Raw genomic sequence first — 16473 nt, 5'->3', positions numbered from 1 at the left:
TATAAGCGATATCGTGGTGGCATGACCTCGACCGTGGCTGTGATCGCGGACATCGTCGGCTCGCGCAATCTGCCCAGCCGCTCCGATGCCCAGGAGGCCGTGCGCGCCGCCTTCGCCCGGGCGGACGGCCGGTTCGTCCCCGAGCAGGCGCTCTGGGCGACGGTGGGCGACGAGTTCCAGGCCCGATACGCCCACCTCGGCGCAGCGCTGGGCGCGACCGCTCTGGTGCGCCTCATCCTGCCGGACGGCATCGACTGCCGCTTCGGCCTGGGCGTCGGGGAGGCCACCGAGATCGAGCCGTCCCCCTCGGGCGCGGCGATCCAGGACGGCTCGGCGTGGTGGCGCGCGCGGGACGCGATCATCACCGCGCACCGCCTGCAGGACCGTGGGCAGCCGACGGTCCGCACCTGGCTGGTGGCGGAGGACCCCGGCTTCACCGCGGCGGTGGATGCGCTGCTCCTGCAGCGCGACCACACGATCTCCCGGATGAAGGCTCGCGAGCGCCGTCTCGCGGCCGGTCTGCTCGAAGGCCGCACGCAGAAGGAGCTCGCGCAGGAGGAGCGGATCGCCCAGTCCGCTGTCTCCCAGACGCTCCATCGTTCCGGCGCTGCTGCGCTGGTCGCCGGCATCGAACTGGTCTCGGAGGCTGCTCCCGCGTGATCTCGGCCGTCCTCTTTCTGACCATCGGCGCGCTCGACGCCGTCCTCGGCCTGGCGAAAATCGGCCGCGGAGGTCGTCCCGACGTGCCCGCAGGCGTCTGGGGCGCCGTCATCGCGGCCCTGGTCGTGCCTTTCGCCGGGTGGCTCGTGCTCGGTACTCCCCTGGTGTGGGCGCTCGTGGTCGCCGTCTGCGGGCTGCTCTGGCTCTGGGCGGAGGTCCGCTTCCTGCGACGTCGCGGCCACGTCGCCTTCCTGACCGCGGCCGTCCTGAGCGTCCCGGTCGTGGCCGTCGCGGTCGTTGCCGAACGCCCGACGCTCAACGATTCCGCCGCCGCCGGGCTCTTCGCCGACGCGATGACGACGGCGGCCCTGCCCCTCTCGCTGTCGCTGGTCATCGCGTGTGTCGCGGGGGCTCTCGTGCTCACGCGAACCGCCAACGTCGTCTGCCGGGCCGCGTTCGGCCGCGCGATGACGACGGACCGGGCGGCCGCGCCGAGCCCTGCTGCACCGCGGCGCTGGTCGGTGGCGTTCGGGACCCGCGAGGTCGCGTCCGTCGCCGAGGACGCCCCACCGGCCGACGAACCCGTCTCGACCGCCTCAACCCTGCGCGGCGGCCGGGTGATCGGCCCGCTGGAGCGCATCCTGATCGTCGCCCTCGCACTGGTCGGCGCCGAGGCGGTCATCGTCGGACTGCTGGCCGCCAAGGGCATCGTCCGCTTCCCCGAGATCAGCGCCGACGGACGCGGCGGCTCCAAGGCGGAGGAGTTCCTGATCGGCAGCCTCGTCAGCTGGACGATCGCGGGGCTAGTCGCGGCGTACCTGGTCGTGCAGCGAATTACCTGATATCCGCCCGATATCAGCGAAATCGCGGGACCTCAGTCGCGGCGGTACCCGCTGGTGGCCGCCTCGTACGTCGTGTGCCGGCGCTTGACCGACGGCTCAGCGGGCTGCGGCACTTGCGTGCGCTCCAGCGCGTGCAGGACGAGCGCTTCGACGAGGCGGGCGACGCTCGTCCGCCGCTGCTGCGCGATGCGCACGAGCGCGGCGTACTCGGGCTCGCTCAGGTGGATCTTGAGCGGCATCCCACCGGGCGCATGGCCGGGACCCAGCGTGGTGGGGGCCGTGATGTCGGCATCGGTCATGCGTCGAGTGTGCACAATGCGGACCGGCCGTCGCTAGACAGCGTTGTGCGACGGGCACTGTCTAGCCTCGCCCGACGCGAGGGGTGCATTCTGCCGCCGAAAGGGCAAGGAGGTGCCGAGATGTCTGAAGTCAGAGCGACCGGCTGGGTCGGTTGGGCGTATTTCGCGGCGGTCATGCTGTTCATCGGGGCCGGGATCGACCTGTTCTACGGGATCATGGCGATCATCGGGCCGAACACGGCGTACTTCGTCGGCTCGGGCGGGGGCGTCGCCTCCTTCAACGTGGCCGCGTGGGGGTGGTGGTCGCTGATCATCGGCGTCCTGCTGCTGCTCGCCGGGCTCTTCCTGCTCCGGGGAGCGATGTGGGCCCGGGTGTTCGCGGTGATCATCGCCGGCGTCAACGCGATCACGCAGCTCATGTCGCTGCCGGCACAGCCGTGGTGGTCGATCGTGATGGTCGCCATCGACGTGCTGGTGATCTACGCGGTCACCGTCCACGGGCGCGAACTGCGGAGCTGAGCCGCACCGACCTCACCAGCGCACGCCGACGCAACGCCCGAGAGGACGCCGCATGACAGCAACGACCGCCCGGACCGTCGCGGGATGGACGCTCGTCCCGCTCGCGCTCGCGCAGTTCATCTGCTCGTTCGCCGGCTCGAACATGAACGTCATGCTCAACGACATGAGCAAGGATCTGGGCACGACGGTCGCGGGCATCCAGCTCTCCATCACGCTGTTCCTGCTCACCATGGCGGCGCTGATGGTGCCGTTCGGCAAGCTGACCGACCTGCTCGGGCGCAAGACGTGCTTCCTGCTCGGGCTGGGGATATACGGCGTCGGCGCGGTGCTGAGCGCCCTGGCGCCGGGACTCGGGCTGCTCATCCTGGGCAACTCCATCCTGGAGGGCGCCGGGACGGCGCTGCTGATCCCGCCCGTGTACATCCTGGTGACGCTGTACTGGAAGGACATCCAGGGCCGCGCGCGCTCGTTCGGCCTGGTCAGCGCCGCGGGCGGCGTCGGCGCGGCCACCGGTCCCCTCATCGGCGGCTGGATCTGCAGCGCGATCAGCTGGCGCGCCGCCTTCCTGTTCCAGGCGCTGATCATCGTGGTGATCATCCTGTTCGCGCTGGCCCTGAAGGACCCGCTGCCCGCTGATCCGACGCGTCCCTACGACACCGTGGGCGCCGTGCTCTCCGGCGGCGGCCTCGTCGTGTTCGTGGCCGGCATCCTGGCGATCGACCGGACGCTGTGGCTCGCGCTGCTGCTGCTGGTCGTCGGCGCGGGGATCATCGCGGGCTTCTTCGCCTGGATCCGCCGCCTCGAGCGCCGTAAGAAGGAGCCGCTTCTCTCCACCGCGCTGTTCCGCAACCGGGTCTCCAACCTGGGGCTCGTGACGCAGAACTTCCAGTGGCTCCTGCTCATGGGGATCTCGTTCCTCGTCTCCAGCCACCTGCAGGTGGTGCGGCAGTACGACGCCATCGAGACCGGGGTGATCTTCACCGCGGCGACCGTCGGCATCCTCGTCTCGTCGCTGGCGGCGGGACGGCTCGTGCGGCTGGTGGCGCAGCGCACGCTCATCCTGACCGGCTTCCTGGTCACCGCGGTCGGCGTCGTGCTGCTCCTACTGGTGGGCGCGCTGCCAGGCGGCTGGCCGTTCGTCCCCGGGCTCCTGGTGATCGGCCTCGGCATCGGCGTGATGCTGACCCCGAGCGTGAACGTGGTCCAGTCGGCCTTCGGCGAGGACCAGCAGGGCGAGATCTCCGGCCTGTCGCGCAGCATCTCCAACCTCGGCTCCAGCTTCGGCACGGCCATCGTGGGCACCATCCTCGGCTTCGGCGTCGACCAGCGTGCTGGCGGCTACGTGCTCGCCATGGCCGCACTGGTGATCGTCGCGATCGCCGGTTCGGTGGTCACCGGTTTCCTCCCCGGGAGCCGCGCGCCGCAGCACGCCGGGGCAGGAGCGGCCGCTCCCCCGAGCGCCGCCTGATCCATCCACATCACGCAGTCGCGCACCGGGCGCGGCCCATCACGAAGGGACAGCACCATGACCGACCAGCCGTATGTCGCGATCGCCGCGCAGTACGCGAGCGAGGACGAGGCCGTGACCGACTTCGACGCGCTCCACGAGCACTACAAGGGATCCGGCAAGCACACCGACTTCGACGCGGCCGTCGTCGTCCGCGACAAGGAGGGCAACGTCTCGATCCCGAAGCGGGACGACGGCGACAAGCACCACGGCGGCCGCAAGGGTCTCGCCATCGGGCTCGCCGGCGGACTCGTCGTGGCCCTCTTCCCGGCGGTGGCGCTCGGCGGCGCCTTGATCGCGGGCGGCGTCGCCGGCGGCGGCATCGGCGCTCTCGCGGGCCACATCAAGAAGAAGTCGTCGGCCGAGGACCTGAAGTCGATCAGCGAGACGCTCCACGCGGGCAGCTCCGGTATCGTCGTCGTCGCCTCCCCGGCGCAGGCCGACGAGGCCGAGAAGCTGCTCGTGCACGCGACCGGCATCACCCGCAGGGAGATAGCGGTGGACGACGAGAAGCTCGACGACGAGGTGGCCGACGCGCGGGACTGATCGAGTGTTCGGCGGCCGAGCCGGTCGCATCAGAGTCAGGCGGTGGAGGCGCAGCTGCTCCGCAGCTTGATGGCGAGCACGATCCACAGGCCGTCAAGGGCGATCAAAATGACGATGCACGCATTCATTGCCACCCAAAGCGCAACATCGTTGGGCAGCAGCATGGAAGGGTCGAACCCGTGGGCCTCAGCTCGGGTGGCTGCCCAATCGTCGACCACGGACCACAGTGCGTAGGCCACCGCAAACACGAGGTTCACTCCGGCGAGCACGACACTGACCCAGAGTCGCAGCGAGCGTAGAGAAGCCGCATTCGTTGGGCTGGGCGGACGGAGCCCTGCCGTGACCTGGTACGGGTCGCTCATGGCACTCACTCTAGGGCCCGGCGACGCCCGATCCATCTGGCCCACCACTTGGACGTCAGCCGAGGGACTCGATGTGGGTGCCGACCTGACGGACGAGAACGCCTCCGGCGAAGAACCACTCCTCGTCCTGCACTGTCGGACTGGTCCAGAGTTGGGCCCCGGTGCGGCGATCGTATGCCGTGCCTGAACCTCCTCCGTTGATGCTCGCGGTGTTCAGGTACGTGACCTCGGGACCGAACAGCGGCCACTGGAACGAATCGTGGTCGGCGATGGGCGTCGGTGCTCCCGAATCGCGGTCGACCGAGCAGGTCGCCGGGCCCAGCACCAGAGCCAGCGAGTTCCTTTCCGGGTCGGAGACGACGTCGCGGCCGCCGTTGGCCCAATACCAGGGTTCCACGCCGCAATGGGTGATGTCGCTCCGCATCTTCACCTCGCCGGTCATGATGTCGATGCGGACGAGGGAGGACGGCGAGGTCAGAACGAGGTCACCGGAAGGAGTTCCGATGGCGCCGCCGGCGAGCCAGCCTGGACGACCGGTCGTCGCCCTGGCCTCGGAGATCGAGTCGCCCAACTCGAACGGCATCGACCACAGGGTCTCCCCGGTCGTCTGGTCCAGCGCGGCGATCGTGTGAGGAGTGCCCTCGGCCTGGTCGCGGTACTCGATGATCACGCGGCTCATCGGGATGTGCGCCGCGCTGACGGACTGATGGCTGAGAGCGCCCGTGTCGAGGTCGAGCAGACTGTTCATCCAACCGCTGGTCTGGCCGGTGGCGAGGTATTCGATCGGCACGAGACCCGAGCCGTAGAAGTTCGGGACCGAAAGGGACGCTTTCGTGGCTGCCAGCGGTGTCGTCCACTTCGGATTCGAGAGGTCCGTCGGGTCGACTCGCTCGATGTGGTAGCTCACTGCCTCGCCGGACGCGTCCAGGATCGGCTTGGTCCAGATCATGTCGCCGCTGTCGTCCCAAACCGGTGTCAGCTGCCAGTTGGGGTACGAACCGAAGTCGTTCGGAAGCGTTGCAATGGTTCCACCTGTCTTCAGGTCGATGATGTCCCGGGGACCACCGCCGCCGCTTTCGTCGACGAAGAATGCACGGTTCGACGTTCCGAGCACCGACAGGAACGTCCCCATGCCCGCGTCGCCCTCCCATTTCCACTCGCGCGACCACAACACGGAACCTTTGACGGTGTCGACCATCGCGAGCACGGTGTCACCGTGCCCGACCGTGCAGCCGGCCCTCGACTCCGTGCCCATGTTCGACCCGATGGTGAACAGGGCGAGACCGTCGGCGATGTTGTAGACGTAATGCTGCTGGCAGGTGCTGGTCTCGCCCGGCAGATCCAGGCTCCACGACGGATGTGCAGGCAATGAGCGGACATCCTCCGCCTGAATGGGGGTGGATTGCACCTGGATCGCTCTCGGGGCAGCCGTGGAAGTCGGGGTCGGGGACGGCGTGGCCGAGGGCGTCGCGGTGGGCGTCGCGGTCGGGTTCCCCGTGCCGACCGGCGCCGGTGCCGAGTCGAACCGGATCACACCCGTCAGGGCCAGCGCGGCCGTGCCGCCGGCGAGGACGATCGCCACCGAGGCGAGGACCGAGGTCACCAGAATGTGGAAACGTCGACGACGGCGTGGCTCGTCTGCGACCACATCGAGCAGCAGTTGCCGGATGGCGTCGCTGCGTTCCGGGGTGAACTCTGTGGCGCTCATCGGGCACCTCCTTCAAGGATGGGCTCGTCGTTGGCGAGAGGGGACGCGAGCTCGGCCAGGCGTTTGCGGGCCCGGGAAAGCCGCGACTTGACCGTCCCTTCGGGGACACCCAGCGACTGCGCCGCCTGAGCGGTCGTCAGCCCCTCCATGATGCAGAGGGTGATCACGTCCTGATCCTGTCTGCTGAGCCTGCTGAAGACCTCGCGTACCTGCCGGTCACGCGCGGAGCCGTCGATCGCATCGTCCACCCGGCCGGCGTGGTCATCCTGCGGGCCGGGCATGGGGAGCTTGCTGAGCGCTGAACGGTACCGGCGCAGACTGCGGTGGTGGTTGCGCACCGTGTACGTGGTGGTCACAAGCAGCCATCCGATGATCGAGCCGTCAACGACCCGCACCGCGTCCCTTTTACGCCACGCCTCGAGGAAGACGAGCGCCGTCACGTCCTCGGCGTCGTGGCGCTGCCCGAGAAGGCGCAGCGCATGGCCGAACACGCGGTCCCGGTGCCGGTCGAACAGCGACGCGAACGCCGGACCGTCCCCGCCGCGCGCTGACGACCAGGCCGCAGCCTCGTCGAAATCATCCTCGCTCACACCCTCTATTGTCCGGTCGGTCCCGAACGGTTCCATTCGCGACCGACCGCTGACAGGAGGGCGAGGCCCGAAACGAAATCGGGGCCCTTCCCGCAAGCGGAAAGGACCCCGACTCCCGCGTGATGACGCGGATCTCTAACAACGCGTGACAGCGACCTGATGGTGGAGATGGGGGGAATCGAACCCCCGTCCACTGCTGTGGTCATGTGCCTTCTACGGGCGTAGCCAGTGAAGTCGCTTTCTCGGTCCCGGAGCTTGTCGCTGGCACCTGCCCCGACGGACCCAGTATCAGTGGAAGTCCCTCTGCGCCCTGATGCTCAACGCAGAAGCAAGTCCCCTAGCTGACGCCAGGATCCGGGTAGGAGACGATTCCCGGACTGACGGTCTCTCAAATGGCGGAGGTGAACTTACGCCGCGAGGGCGAAGTCGGCCTTGGCCGAGACAGTGCTCTTGTTATTGGCACTTATTTTTTCGCATGGGTCGTTAACGAGATAACCATGCATCCTCGACCCGCTTCTCACAGTCACGCAGTCAATGTCGAAACCGATCATCCCCATGCGCGGCCTGAAGGCCGGGTCGCTGTCACGCGCTGTTGAGTTGTCCAGATACGGAACCCGCCGACGAGCGGCGAGCTACTCATTCTACAACACCGGGGACGCGACGATCATTCCGGTCAGGAACCCGGCGTCTGCGGGGCGCCCGGGGTCGACGGCGGACGCGTCGGGAACGCCGCCAGCTTGAGCACGCGCGTGGCCGTCACACCGTCACCGGTGCGGGTGCCGATGATGACGACCTCGTCGCCCTTCGCGAAGTCGGACGCGGTCGCCGGCTGGCCGGGGAGGCCGTAGGCGGTGGCTTTGTCGACCGTCACGGTCACGGTGCCGCCGTTCTGGCGCGTCAGCGTCCAGGTGTCGCCGGAGATGGAGTCGATCGTCCCGCGGACCAGCTCGCGCGACGGGTTGTCGCCGCCGCCCTGCTTGCCGCCCGTGCCGCCGCCGTCGCCGTCGCCCGGCCGACCGGGCAGCCCGGGGACGCCGGGCTGGGCCGGGTGCACCTGGTGCGGCTGGGAGTGGGAGATGAACCGCTCGCCCACCCGCATGGCGACGTTCGCGACCGCGAAACCGCCCGCGGTGATGAGGCCGAGCAGGATGACGATGGAGAGCACGAGGGTCGAGATCGCGAACGCGAGACCGTGGCGCTTGTAGAACGGCTCAGCACCCACCGCATCCGCAGCCCCCGCCGGACGCGGGACGCCGGGCGCGTACGGGGACGCCGGCGGTTCGTGACGCGGCGGCAGCGGCTCGGTGGGCTGGGTGTTGCTCATGATCACACCTAAGCAGGTAAGACCCAGCATCGCGCTGGGAGCAGGTTATGGATCCGGCGAGAATCTCAGGACGGCTGGACGAGCACGGAGCGGAGCTTCGCCAGCTCGAGCTCGTCGAGCCCGGCAGCGAGCAGGTACTCGCGCACGCTCCCGTAGCGCTGCTCGATGTGGTCGATGACCGTCTCGAGCGCCTCGCGCGGGCTGCCGCCCAGGATGACGCGCAGGTCGGGGGTCACCTCGACGCCGTAGCCGCGCACCAGCTCCAGCATGCCCTCCAGCCACGGACCCTGGAGATTGCCCTCCGTCACGGCGTAGTCATCGACCACGGTCTCGCGGTCCACCCCGACCGCGAGCAGTGCGAGCGCGATCACGATGCCGGTGCGGTCCTTGCCCGCCGTGCAGTGCACGACCACCGGCTCGTCGCCGGTGTCCGCGATCTCCCGGAGTGCCCGCACGATCACATCGGTGTGCTGGAACACGATCTTGTCGTACAGGTGCACGATGGTCGCGCCGACCGTCGAGGCCGAGGCGCCGGAGCCCTCGAAGACCGGCAGGTGCAGCACCTCCACGTCGAGACCGTCGAGGTCGTCGGGCAGCGCCTGCACCTCGAAGTCGTCCCGCAGGTCGATGACGATCCGGATGCCGAGCTCGCGCATCCCCTCGCGCCCCGCCTCACCGAGCCGGCCGAGCGCGTCGGCACGGAACAGCTTGCCCGGTCGGGTCGCTCCCCCGTCGGCCGGGTAGCCGCCGACGTCGCGGAAGTTGTAGGTGCCGGCGATCGGGATGCGCTGTGCGATCGAGTCCATGGACTCAGTCTCGCACTCCGTCACTCGCCGAGGTGATTGCGGGTGGACATGGCGCGCTCGGCCTCGCGCTTGTCCTGACGCTCGCGCAGAGCCTGCCGCTTGTCGTACTCGCGCTTGCCCTTCGCGACCGCGATCTCGACCTTCGCGCGCCCGTCGTTGAAGTAGATCGACAACGGCACGATCGTGTAGCCGCCCTGCTTGACCTTGTTCTCGATCTTCAGGATCTGCGCCTTGTGCAGCAGCAGCTTGCGCTTGCGGCGCGGGGCGTGGTTGTTCCAGGTGCCGTCCGCGTACTCCGGGATGTGCACGGCATCCAGCCACGCCTCGCCGCCGTCGACGAAGGCGTAGCCGTCGACCAGCGACGCGCGCCCGAGACGCAGCGACTTCACCTCGGTGCCGGTGAGCACGAGGCCGGCCTCGTAGGTGTCCTCGATCGTGTAGTCATGGCGCGCACGGCGATTGGTGGCCACGACCTTCTGACCACGTTCCTTCGGCACAGCACACTCCTCGACTCGACCGGTTCCGCGCACGGCGGGTTCGCCGGGCAGCGGACCAGTCTATCGTGACACGGCCGTTCGCGGGCGGTTCAGACCTTCAGATAGCGCTTGATCGCGAAGTTAGCCGAGGCCGCGGCCAGCACGATGCCGATGACGACCAGGATGGGAATGACCAGCCAGGCCTGCTCCATCCCGACGAAGTTGATCGACTGGATGCGGTCGCTCAGATAGCCGCGCACGAAGAACTGCACGCCCAGCGCGATCACCACCGACGCCAGCACCGAGCCGATCAGCGCGGCGATCACGCCCTCGATGATGAACGGCGTCTGGATGAACCTGTTCGACGCGCCCACGAGGCGCATGATCCCGATCTCCCGGCGTCTCGAGAACGCGGAGAGCCGGATCGTGGTCGCGATCAGCAGCACGGCGGCGACGAGCATCAGCGCCGCGATGCCGATCGCGGTGTAGCTGGCGGCGTTCAGGATGCTGAAGATCTGATCGAGGTAGCTGCGCTGGTCGACGACGCTCTGCACCCCCGCCGATCCCGACAGGGTCTCGGTGAGCACGGCGGAGTTGTTCGGGTCCTTGAGGTTCACCCAGAACGTCTGCGGGATCATGTCCGGCGTCACGAAGTCGGCGATCTGGTTGCCCTTGAACTGCTGCTTGAACTGCTCGTAGCCCTGCTTCTGGTCCTGGAAGTAGAACTTCTGGATGTAGGGCGAGAGCTCCGGCGACTCCAGCTGCTTCTTGACGGCCTCGATCGACTGGCCGGTCGCGGCGCCGCCCGCGCAGTTGTCGGTCTGCGTGCACATGTACACGGCGACCTGGGCGCGGTCGTACCAGTAGGTCTTCATCTGGCCGATCTGCATCTGCAGCAGCACGGCCGTTCCGACGAAGGTCAGCGAGATGAAGGTCACCAGGATGACGGAGACCACCATCGAGAGATTGCGGCGGAGGCCGTTGCCGACCTCCGACCAGATGAGTCCGAATCTCATTTCGTCGGCCCCACATTCTGGTCGCCGTCGCGGTCCGCGCCCTCGCGCAGGCCGCTGAGGTCGAGGTTCGCGGTGAAGTTGAGGTGGTCCGGCAGCTCCTCCGACGCGGGAGCCGGCGTGATGGGCGCGGTCGCGAACTGCACAGGGGCGGGAACCTGGCGGGCCGGCTCCGGCTGCGCGGCGGGCTGGACGGGCTGCTGCGCGCCCGGAACCGGCTGCACCGGAGCGGTCTGCTGCGGCACGGACACGGGAGCCGTCGGCGTCGAGGTCGGCGCGTGCGGCCGGGTCATCGGCGCCTCCGCCGTCTGCGGGGCGGGCACCGCGCCGCCGTAGGCGGGCGTCGCAGCGGCGGGCGTCGCGGCGGCGGGCGTCGCGGCGGCGGGCGTCGCAACCGAGATCGGCTCGTCGCGCTCGAGCGGCTGCGCGATCGGCACAGCGGCCGTGAAGCCGTAGCCGCCGTGGCGCTCGTCGCGCACGATCTGACCGCCGACGAGCTCGATCACGCGGCGCTTCATCTGGTCGACGATCGCGGCCTCGTGCGTGGCCATGAGCACGGTCGTGCCACCGGCGTTGATGCGCTCGAGCACGGCCATGATGCCGGCGCTCGTCGCGGGGTCCAGGTTTCCGGTCGGCTCGTCCGCCAGCAGCACCTGCGGCTTGTTGACCACAGCGCGGGCGATCGCCACGCGCTGCTGCTCACCGCCGGAGAGCTCGTGCGGCAGACGCTGCGCCTTGCCGTCGAGGCCCACCATCTTCAGGACGTCCGGGACGGCCTCCTGGATGAAGCCGCGGGACTTGCCGATCACCTGAAGCGTGAACGCGACGTTCTGGAAGACGTTCTTGTTCGGGAGCAGGCGGAAGTCCTGGAAGACGACACCGATGTTGCGGCGGAAGTACGGGACCTTGCGGGACGAGATCGTGCCGAGGTCCTGCCCCAGCACATGGATCTTGCCCTTGGTCGGCTTCTCCTCTTTGAGGATCAGTCGCAGGCAGCTGGACTTGCCCGAGCCGGAGGCGCCGACGAGGAAGACGAACTCTCCGCGCAGCACTTCCAGGTTGATGCCGTTCAGCGCCGGGCGCGCCGTGCCCGCGTACTGCTTGGATACGTGTTCGAACCGGATCATGACTTCTTGAGACTAAGCAGTCCCGGCCCGTTCCGCAGTAGCGACATGCCCGCGCGCGGCAAGCCTGACAGTCTTCGGGGCGCCGGATGGACGCCGCCGCTGTTACGCCTGGGCTTCCGCTTTGTTGCCTGCGCGCCAGCGGATGCCCGCGGCGATGAAGCCGTCGAGGTCGCCGTCGAACACCGAGCTCGGGTTGCCGGACTCGTATCCCGTGCGCAGGTCCTTCACGAGCTGCTGGCCGTAGAGGAAGTAGGAGCGCATCTGGTCGCCCCAGCTCGCCGTGATGGTGCCCGCGAGCTCCTTCTTCTTCGCGGCCTCCTCCTCCTTCTGCAGCAGCAGGAGTCGGGTCTGCAGCACGCGCATGGCGGCGGCGCGGTTCTGGATCTGCGACTTCTCGTTCTGCATCGACACGACGAGGCCGGTCGGGAGGTGCGTGATGCGGACGGCGGAGTCCGTCGTGTTGACCGACTGGCCGCCGGGGCCGGACGACCGGAACACATCCACGCGGATGTCGCCCTCCGGGATCTCGACCTCGGTCGCCTCCTCCATCAGCGGGATGACCTCGACCGCGGCGAACGAGGTCTGGCGCTTGTCCGCCGAGCCGAAGGGGCTGATCCGGGCGAGCCGGTGCGTCCCGGCCTCGACCGACAGCGTTCCGAAGGCGTAGGGCGCATCCACCTCGAAGGTCGCGGACTTGATGCCCGCCCCCTCGGCGTAGGACGTGTCCATCACCTTGACCGGGTACTCGTGCTGCTCCGCCCAGCGCAGGTACATGCGCATCAGCATCTCGGCGAAGTCGGTGGCGTCGTCGCCGCCGGCGCCGGAGCGGATGGTCACGATCGCCGCACGGTCGTCGTACTCGCCGCTCAGCAGCGTCTGCACCTCGAGGTCGCCCAGCGCGGTCTGCAGGGACTGCAGCTCGGTGCGGGCCTCGGCGGCGGACTCCTCGTCGTCGGCCTCGTTCGCGAGCTCGACCAGCACCTCCAGGTCGTCGAGCCGTCGCTCGATCGCGGTGATGCGGGCGAGCTCCGACTGGCGGTGGCTGAGGGCGCTGGTGACCTTCTGCGCGTTGGCGGTGTCGTCCCAGAGGTCCGGGGCTCCGGCCTTCTCGCTGAGGTCGGCGATCTCGGCGCGGAGGCGCGGCACATCCACCACCGCGGTGATGTCGTCGAAGGTGGAGCGCAGGTCCGCGATCTGGGAGGAGAGGTCGAGTTCGATCATGTCGCCCTCCAGCCTACCGGGCGGTCGCCGCCGCGGGACGGCCGGTGCCGTGCGGGAAAGTTGTACGGTGTTAACGACATGACTTCCGACGAGCGCCCCTTCCGTTTCCGCTCCGTCGCCCTCGCCGCCTTCCTGCCGACCCTGCTGTTCTCCATCGGGGAGGGCGCGATCATCCCGATCATCCCCGTCGCGGCCGGCAACCTCGGCGCCGGCCTCGCGATGGCGGGCTTCATCGCATCCATGGTGATGCTCGGAGAGCTGGCGGGCGACATCCCGAGCGGATGGGTGGTCTCACGTTTCGGCGAGCGCACATCCATGATCGGCGCGGCCGTCGTGGCCATCGTCGGCGTCGTGATCTGCCTGCTCGCGCCGAACTACTGGGTGCTGATGGGCGGCATCTTCCTGGTCGGGATCGCGACCGCGGTCTTCGCGCTCGCCCGGCACGCCTTCATGACCACCTACGTGCCCGCCCGCTACCGTGCCCGGGCGCTGTCGACGCTCGGCGGCATCTTCCGCGGCGGCTGGTTCATCGGACCGCTGATCGCCTCGGCCGTCATCGCGGCGACCGGCTCGACGCAGTCGGTGTTCTGGATCTTCATCGTCAGCTGCCTGGGCTCGGTGATCGTGCTGCTCGCCCTCCCCGACCCGGAGGCGATGTTCGGTCCGTCGCAGCGGGTCGCCGACGAGTCCGGCGCCCAGGTGACGGAGGGCGAGGAGGATGCGGCGGAGCGTACGCACGGGCTGTTCCGCACCATCTGGTCGTTCCGCGAGGTGCTCGCCCGGATGGGCGCGGGCGTCTCGCTGGTCGCCGCCATCCGTTCGGCGCGCACGGTGCTGCGCCCGCTGTGGGCGGTGTCCATCGGCCTGAGCGAGTCGAACACCGCGCTCATCATCGGCATCGCCGGAGCGGTCGACTTCGCACTCTTCTACGCCAGCGGCCAGATCATGGACCGGTTCGGCCGGATGTGGAGCGCCATCCCGTCGATGATCGGGCTCGGGCTCGGCTTCCTCGTACTCGCCTTCTCGCACGATCTCAGCACCAACGTCGCCTGGTACATCGGGGTCTCGCTGTTCCTCTCGCTCGCCAACGGCATCGGGTCGGGCATCGTCATGACGCTCGGCGCCGACCTGGCGCCGAAGGACCGGCCCGCGCCCTTCCTCGGCGCGTGGCGGTTCTCGGCGGACGCCGGGCAGGCCGCCGCTCCCCTCTTCGTGTCGCTGCTGACCGCGCTCGTCTCGATCTCCTTCGCCAGCGGTGTGATGGGCGTGCTCGGACTCGTCGGCGCCGGGATGCTGGCCCGCTACATCCCCCGCTATGTGCCGAGGAAGGCGCGCACGGCCTGACAGGGAATACGCTCGGCCCCGACGGTGCTAGCTTCCATGCATACGCATGAGACGAGGATGACATGGCCGCACGACTGGAACTCGGGATCGACACCTTCGGGGACGTGACGCTGGACGCCGACGGCACCCCGCTGCCGCAGGCACAGGTGCTGCGCAACGTCGTCGAGGAGGGCGTGCTGGCCGACCGCGTCGGCCTCGACTTCTTCGGCGTCGGCGAGCACCACCGCGCCGACTTCGCCGTCTCCGCGCCCGAGGTCGTGCTGGCCGCCATCGCCGGCCGCACCGAGCGCATCCACCTCGGCTCGGCCGTCACCGTGCTGAGCTCGGACGACCCGGTGCGCGTCTACCAGCGCTTCGCCACTCTCGACGGCGTCTCGGGAGGCCGCGCCGAGGTCATCCTCGGGCGGGGGTCGTTCATCGAGTCCTTCCCCCTCTTCGGCCTCGACCTCACCCAGTACGAGGAGCTGTTCGAGGAGAAGCTGGGACTGTTCGCCGCTCTGCGCACGCAGGAGCCGGTCACCTGGACCGGGCAGCTGCGCGCGCCGCTCACCGAGCAGTCGGTCTACCCGCACGTCGAGAACGCGCCGCTGAAGACGTGGATCGGCGTCGGCGGCAGCCCGGAGTCGGTCGTGCGCGCCGCGCACTACGGGCTCCCGCTGATGCTGGCGATCATCGGCGGCGGCCCCATGCGCTTCCAGCCGCTCGCCGAGCTCTACCGCAACGCGCTGGAGCAGTTCGGCCAGGACACGACGCTGCCCATCGGCATCCACTCCCCCGGTTTCGTCGCCGAGACCGACGAGGAGGCGAAGGACACGCTGTGGCCGCACTACGAGGTGATGACGAACCGGATCGGCCGCGAGCGCGGCTGGCCGCCCGCCTCCCGTGCCCGGTTCGAGCACGAGGCGGGGCCGGACGGCGCGCTCGTCGTCGGCTCGCCGGAGACCGTCGCGCAGAAGATCGTGTACGCCGCCCGCGGCCTCGGCGCCTCGCGCGTCGACATCAAGATGAGCAACGGGACGCTGCCGCATTCTGACCTGATGCGCTCGATCGAGCTGTACGGCACGGAGGTCGCGCCGCGCGTCCATGAGCTAATGTCGTAGCCGCGCACAGCGACCGCGGGAGTGGTGAAACTGGCAGACACGCAGGATTTAGGTTCCTGTGCTTCGGCGTGAGGGTTCGAGTCCCTTCTCCCGCACCTCGTACGACCACGGGATGATCTTTCCCCGCGGCGCCGAATTCGCACGCTTCGTGCAGCTTCCGGCCACCAGCCGCCGCTAAACTCGGCCACAGCTTTCCCACCGATCCCTCCTGGAGAACAGTGATCCATCACGCCGGCCTCATCCCGTGGCTCGACCCCCACACGATCATCGACTCCGCCGGGCCGTGGGCGCTCCTGGTCGTGTGCGGCATCGTGTTCGCCGAGACCGGCCTGCTGATCGGCTTCCTGTTCCCCGGCGACACACTGCTGATCATCTCCGGCCTGCTCACGCACACCTCGCACGTCTTCGGGCTCGACATCTGGTGGGTGGCCCTGGCGATCGCGTTCGCGGCCTTCATCGGCGGCGAGGTCGGCTATCTGATCGGCCACAAGGCCGGCCCGAAGGTGTTCGAACGCAAGGAGTCCGGGCTGTTCTCGATGGAGAACGTCCGCCGGACCAACGCGTTCTTCGAACGCTTCGGCGCGCTCGCGATCATCGTCGCCCGGTTCGTGCCCATCGTCCGCACCTTCGCGCCCGTCGCGGCCGGCGTGGGTCACATGAGCTACCGCAAGTACTCGCTCTACAACGCCCTCGGCGCGCTGCTCTGGGGCGCCGGCGTGACGTACTTCGGCTACCTGATCGGCTACATCCCGCCGGTCGCGGACTTCGTCTCCAGCTACATCGACGTCATCCTGATCGGCGCCGTGCTGATCACCCTGGTGCCCACGCTGATCCACTACTTCCAGTCGTCCCGCAAGGCCAAGCGCAAGGCCGCGGAGGCGCAGGCCGCTGCGGCACAGCCGGGCGCGCAGCCGACCGCCGGCGACGCGTCCCCGGCGCCGCGCGCCGCGCAGCCGGCGCCCACCCGCCCCGAGGCGTAAGCGTCCGCGTCCCTCCCGTCGCGGGGCTGCCCGTCCCGTCTCGCTGAGG

At 69.0% G+C, this 16473-nt stretch carries 18 protein-coding genes, 1 tRNA gene and 1 other RNA gene; 9 read left to right on the top strand and 11 right to left on the bottom strand.

Going from position 1 to position 16473, the window contains the following annotated elements:
* Positions 1–21 precede the first annotated feature (21 nt).
* Both ACTJI1_RS17150 and ACTJI1_RS17145 read left to right on the top strand, forming a co-directional pair.
* Positions 22–660, top strand: a complete 639-nt coding sequence (locus ACTJI1_RS17150; protein WP_440743578.1) for a SatD family protein — start codon at positions 22–24, stop codon at positions 658–660.
* Complete coding sequence (locus tag ACTJI1_RS17145) at positions 657–1502, top strand: hypothetical protein (RefSeq protein WP_440743577.1); 846 nt, start codon at positions 657–659, stop codon at positions 1500–1502. Before ACTJI1_RS17150 ends, ACTJI1_RS17145 begins: the two co-directional genes overlap by 4 nt.
* Positions 1503–1534: 32 nt before the next feature.
* Here ACTJI1_RS17145 and ACTJI1_RS17140 read toward each other — a convergent pair whose 3' ends face one another.
* Entirely contained in the window at positions 1535–1801 is a 267-nt protein-coding gene (locus tag ACTJI1_RS17140) for a hypothetical protein (protein ID WP_440743576.1), read from the bottom strand.
* A gap of 120 nt (positions 1802–1921) precedes the next feature.
* Here ACTJI1_RS17140 and ACTJI1_RS17135 point away from each other — a divergent pair, with 120 nt between their 5' ends.
* The 3 genes from ACTJI1_RS17135 to ACTJI1_RS17125 are packed head-to-tail and all read left to right on the top strand — an operon-like array spanning position 1922 to position 4373.
* A complete protein-coding gene (locus tag ACTJI1_RS17135; protein WP_440743575.1) occupies positions 1922–2320 on the top strand; it encodes a DUF7144 family membrane protein in 399 nt (132 codons plus the stop codon).
* A gap of 52 nt (positions 2321–2372) precedes the next feature.
* Positions 2373–3788, top strand: coding sequence for an MFS transporter (locus ACTJI1_RS17130; RefSeq protein ID WP_310128602.1), 1416 nt, complete (start codon positions 2373–2375; stop codon positions 3786–3788).
* Positions 3789–3845: 57 nt separating this feature from the next.
* A complete protein-coding gene (locus tag ACTJI1_RS17125; RefSeq protein WP_310128601.1) occupies positions 3846–4373 on the top strand; it encodes a DUF1269 domain-containing protein in 528 nt (175 codons plus the stop codon).
* A gap of 35 nt (positions 4374–4408) precedes the next feature.
* Here the strand turns inward: ACTJI1_RS17125 and ACTJI1_RS17120 are convergent, their stop codons facing one another.
* The 10 genes from ACTJI1_RS17120 to prfB all read right to left on the bottom strand — a co-directional run bounded on the left by ACTJI1_RS17120 (position 4409) and on the right by prfB (position 13000).
* Entirely contained in the window at positions 4409–4735 is a 327-nt protein-coding gene (locus ACTJI1_RS17120) for a hypothetical protein (RefSeq protein ID WP_440743574.1), read from the bottom strand.
* A gap of 55 nt (positions 4736–4790) precedes the next feature.
* Positions 4791–6443 (bottom strand): outer membrane protein assembly factor BamB family protein, encoded by a 1653-nt coding sequence (locus ACTJI1_RS17115; protein WP_440743573.1) that lies wholly within the window; start codon positions 6441–6443, stop codon positions 4791–4793.
* On the bottom strand, positions 6440–7033 hold the full coding sequence (locus ACTJI1_RS17110) for an RNA polymerase sigma factor (RefSeq protein WP_310128595.1): 594 nt from the start codon (positions 7031–7033) through the stop codon (positions 6440–6442). Before ACTJI1_RS17110 ends, ACTJI1_RS17115 begins: the two co-directional genes overlap by 4 nt.
* Before the next feature lie 160 nt (positions 7034–7193).
* Positions 7194–7588, bottom strand: a transfer-messenger RNA (tmRNA) gene (ssrA, locus tag ACTJI1_RS17105).
* 118 nt (positions 7589–7706) lie between these two features.
* A complete protein-coding gene (locus ACTJI1_RS17100; RefSeq protein ID WP_440743572.1) occupies positions 7707–8357 on the bottom strand; it encodes a DUF5666 domain-containing protein in 651 nt (216 codons plus the stop codon).
* 65 nt (positions 8358–8422) lie between these two features.
* Positions 8423–9163 carry a tyrosine-protein phosphatase gene (locus tag ACTJI1_RS17095; RefSeq protein WP_440743571.1) on the bottom strand — a complete coding sequence of 247 codons (741 nt, stop codon included), beginning with the start codon at positions 9161–9163 and terminating at the stop codon, positions 8423–8425.
* 20 nt (positions 9164–9183) lie between these two features.
* Positions 9184–9660, bottom strand: a complete 477-nt coding sequence (gene smpB / locus ACTJI1_RS17090; RefSeq protein WP_310128589.1) for an SsrA-binding protein SmpB — start codon at positions 9658–9660, stop codon at positions 9184–9186.
* An 89-nt stretch (positions 9661–9749) separates the two neighbouring features.
* A complete protein-coding gene (gene ftsX / locus ACTJI1_RS17085; RefSeq protein ID WP_310128587.1) occupies positions 9750–10655 on the bottom strand; it encodes a permease-like cell division protein FtsX in 906 nt (301 codons plus the stop codon).
* Complete coding sequence (gene ftsE, locus ACTJI1_RS17080) at positions 10652–11779, bottom strand: cell division ATP-binding protein FtsE (RefSeq protein WP_440743570.1); 1128 nt, start codon at positions 11777–11779, stop codon at positions 10652–10654. Before ftsE ends, ftsX begins: the two co-directional genes overlap by 4 nt.
* Positions 11780–11881: 102 nt before the next feature.
* Positions 11882–13000 carry a peptide chain release factor 2 gene (gene prfB, locus ACTJI1_RS17075; RefSeq protein ID WP_440743569.1) on the bottom strand — a complete coding sequence of 373 codons (1119 nt, stop codon included), beginning with the start codon at positions 12998–13000 and terminating at the stop codon, positions 11882–11884.
* 78 nt (positions 13001–13078) lie between these two features.
* Here prfB and ACTJI1_RS17070 point away from each other — a divergent pair, with 78 nt between their 5' ends.
* From ACTJI1_RS17070 to ACTJI1_RS17055, 4 genes are all read left to right on the top strand, one after another.
* On the top strand, positions 13079–14344 hold the full coding sequence (locus ACTJI1_RS17070) for an MFS transporter (protein WP_440743568.1): 1266 nt from the start codon (positions 13079–13081) through the stop codon (positions 14342–14344).
* 62 nt (positions 14345–14406) lie between these two features.
* On the top strand, positions 14407–15444 hold the full coding sequence (locus ACTJI1_RS17065; protein ID WP_440743567.1) for an LLM class flavin-dependent oxidoreductase: 1038 nt from the start codon (positions 14407–14409) through the stop codon (positions 15442–15444).
* Between the two features lie 15 nt (positions 15445–15459).
* Positions 15460–15539, top strand: a tRNA-Leu gene (locus tag ACTJI1_RS17060).
* Between the two features lie 123 nt (positions 15540–15662).
* Positions 15663–16424, top strand: coding sequence for a DedA family protein (locus ACTJI1_RS17055; RefSeq protein ID WP_440743566.1), 762 nt, complete (start codon positions 15663–15665; stop codon positions 16422–16424).
* The last annotated feature ends 49 nt before the right edge of the window (positions 16425–16473 follow it).

Origin of the sequence: Leifsonia sp. 22587, assembly GCF_052044215.1 — a bacterium.
Classification (GTDB): Bacteria; Actinomycetota; Actinomycetes; order Actinomycetales; family Microbacteriaceae; genus Leifsonia; species Leifsonia shinshuensis_C.
This window is presented reverse-complemented; position numbering and strand designations above follow the sequence as displayed.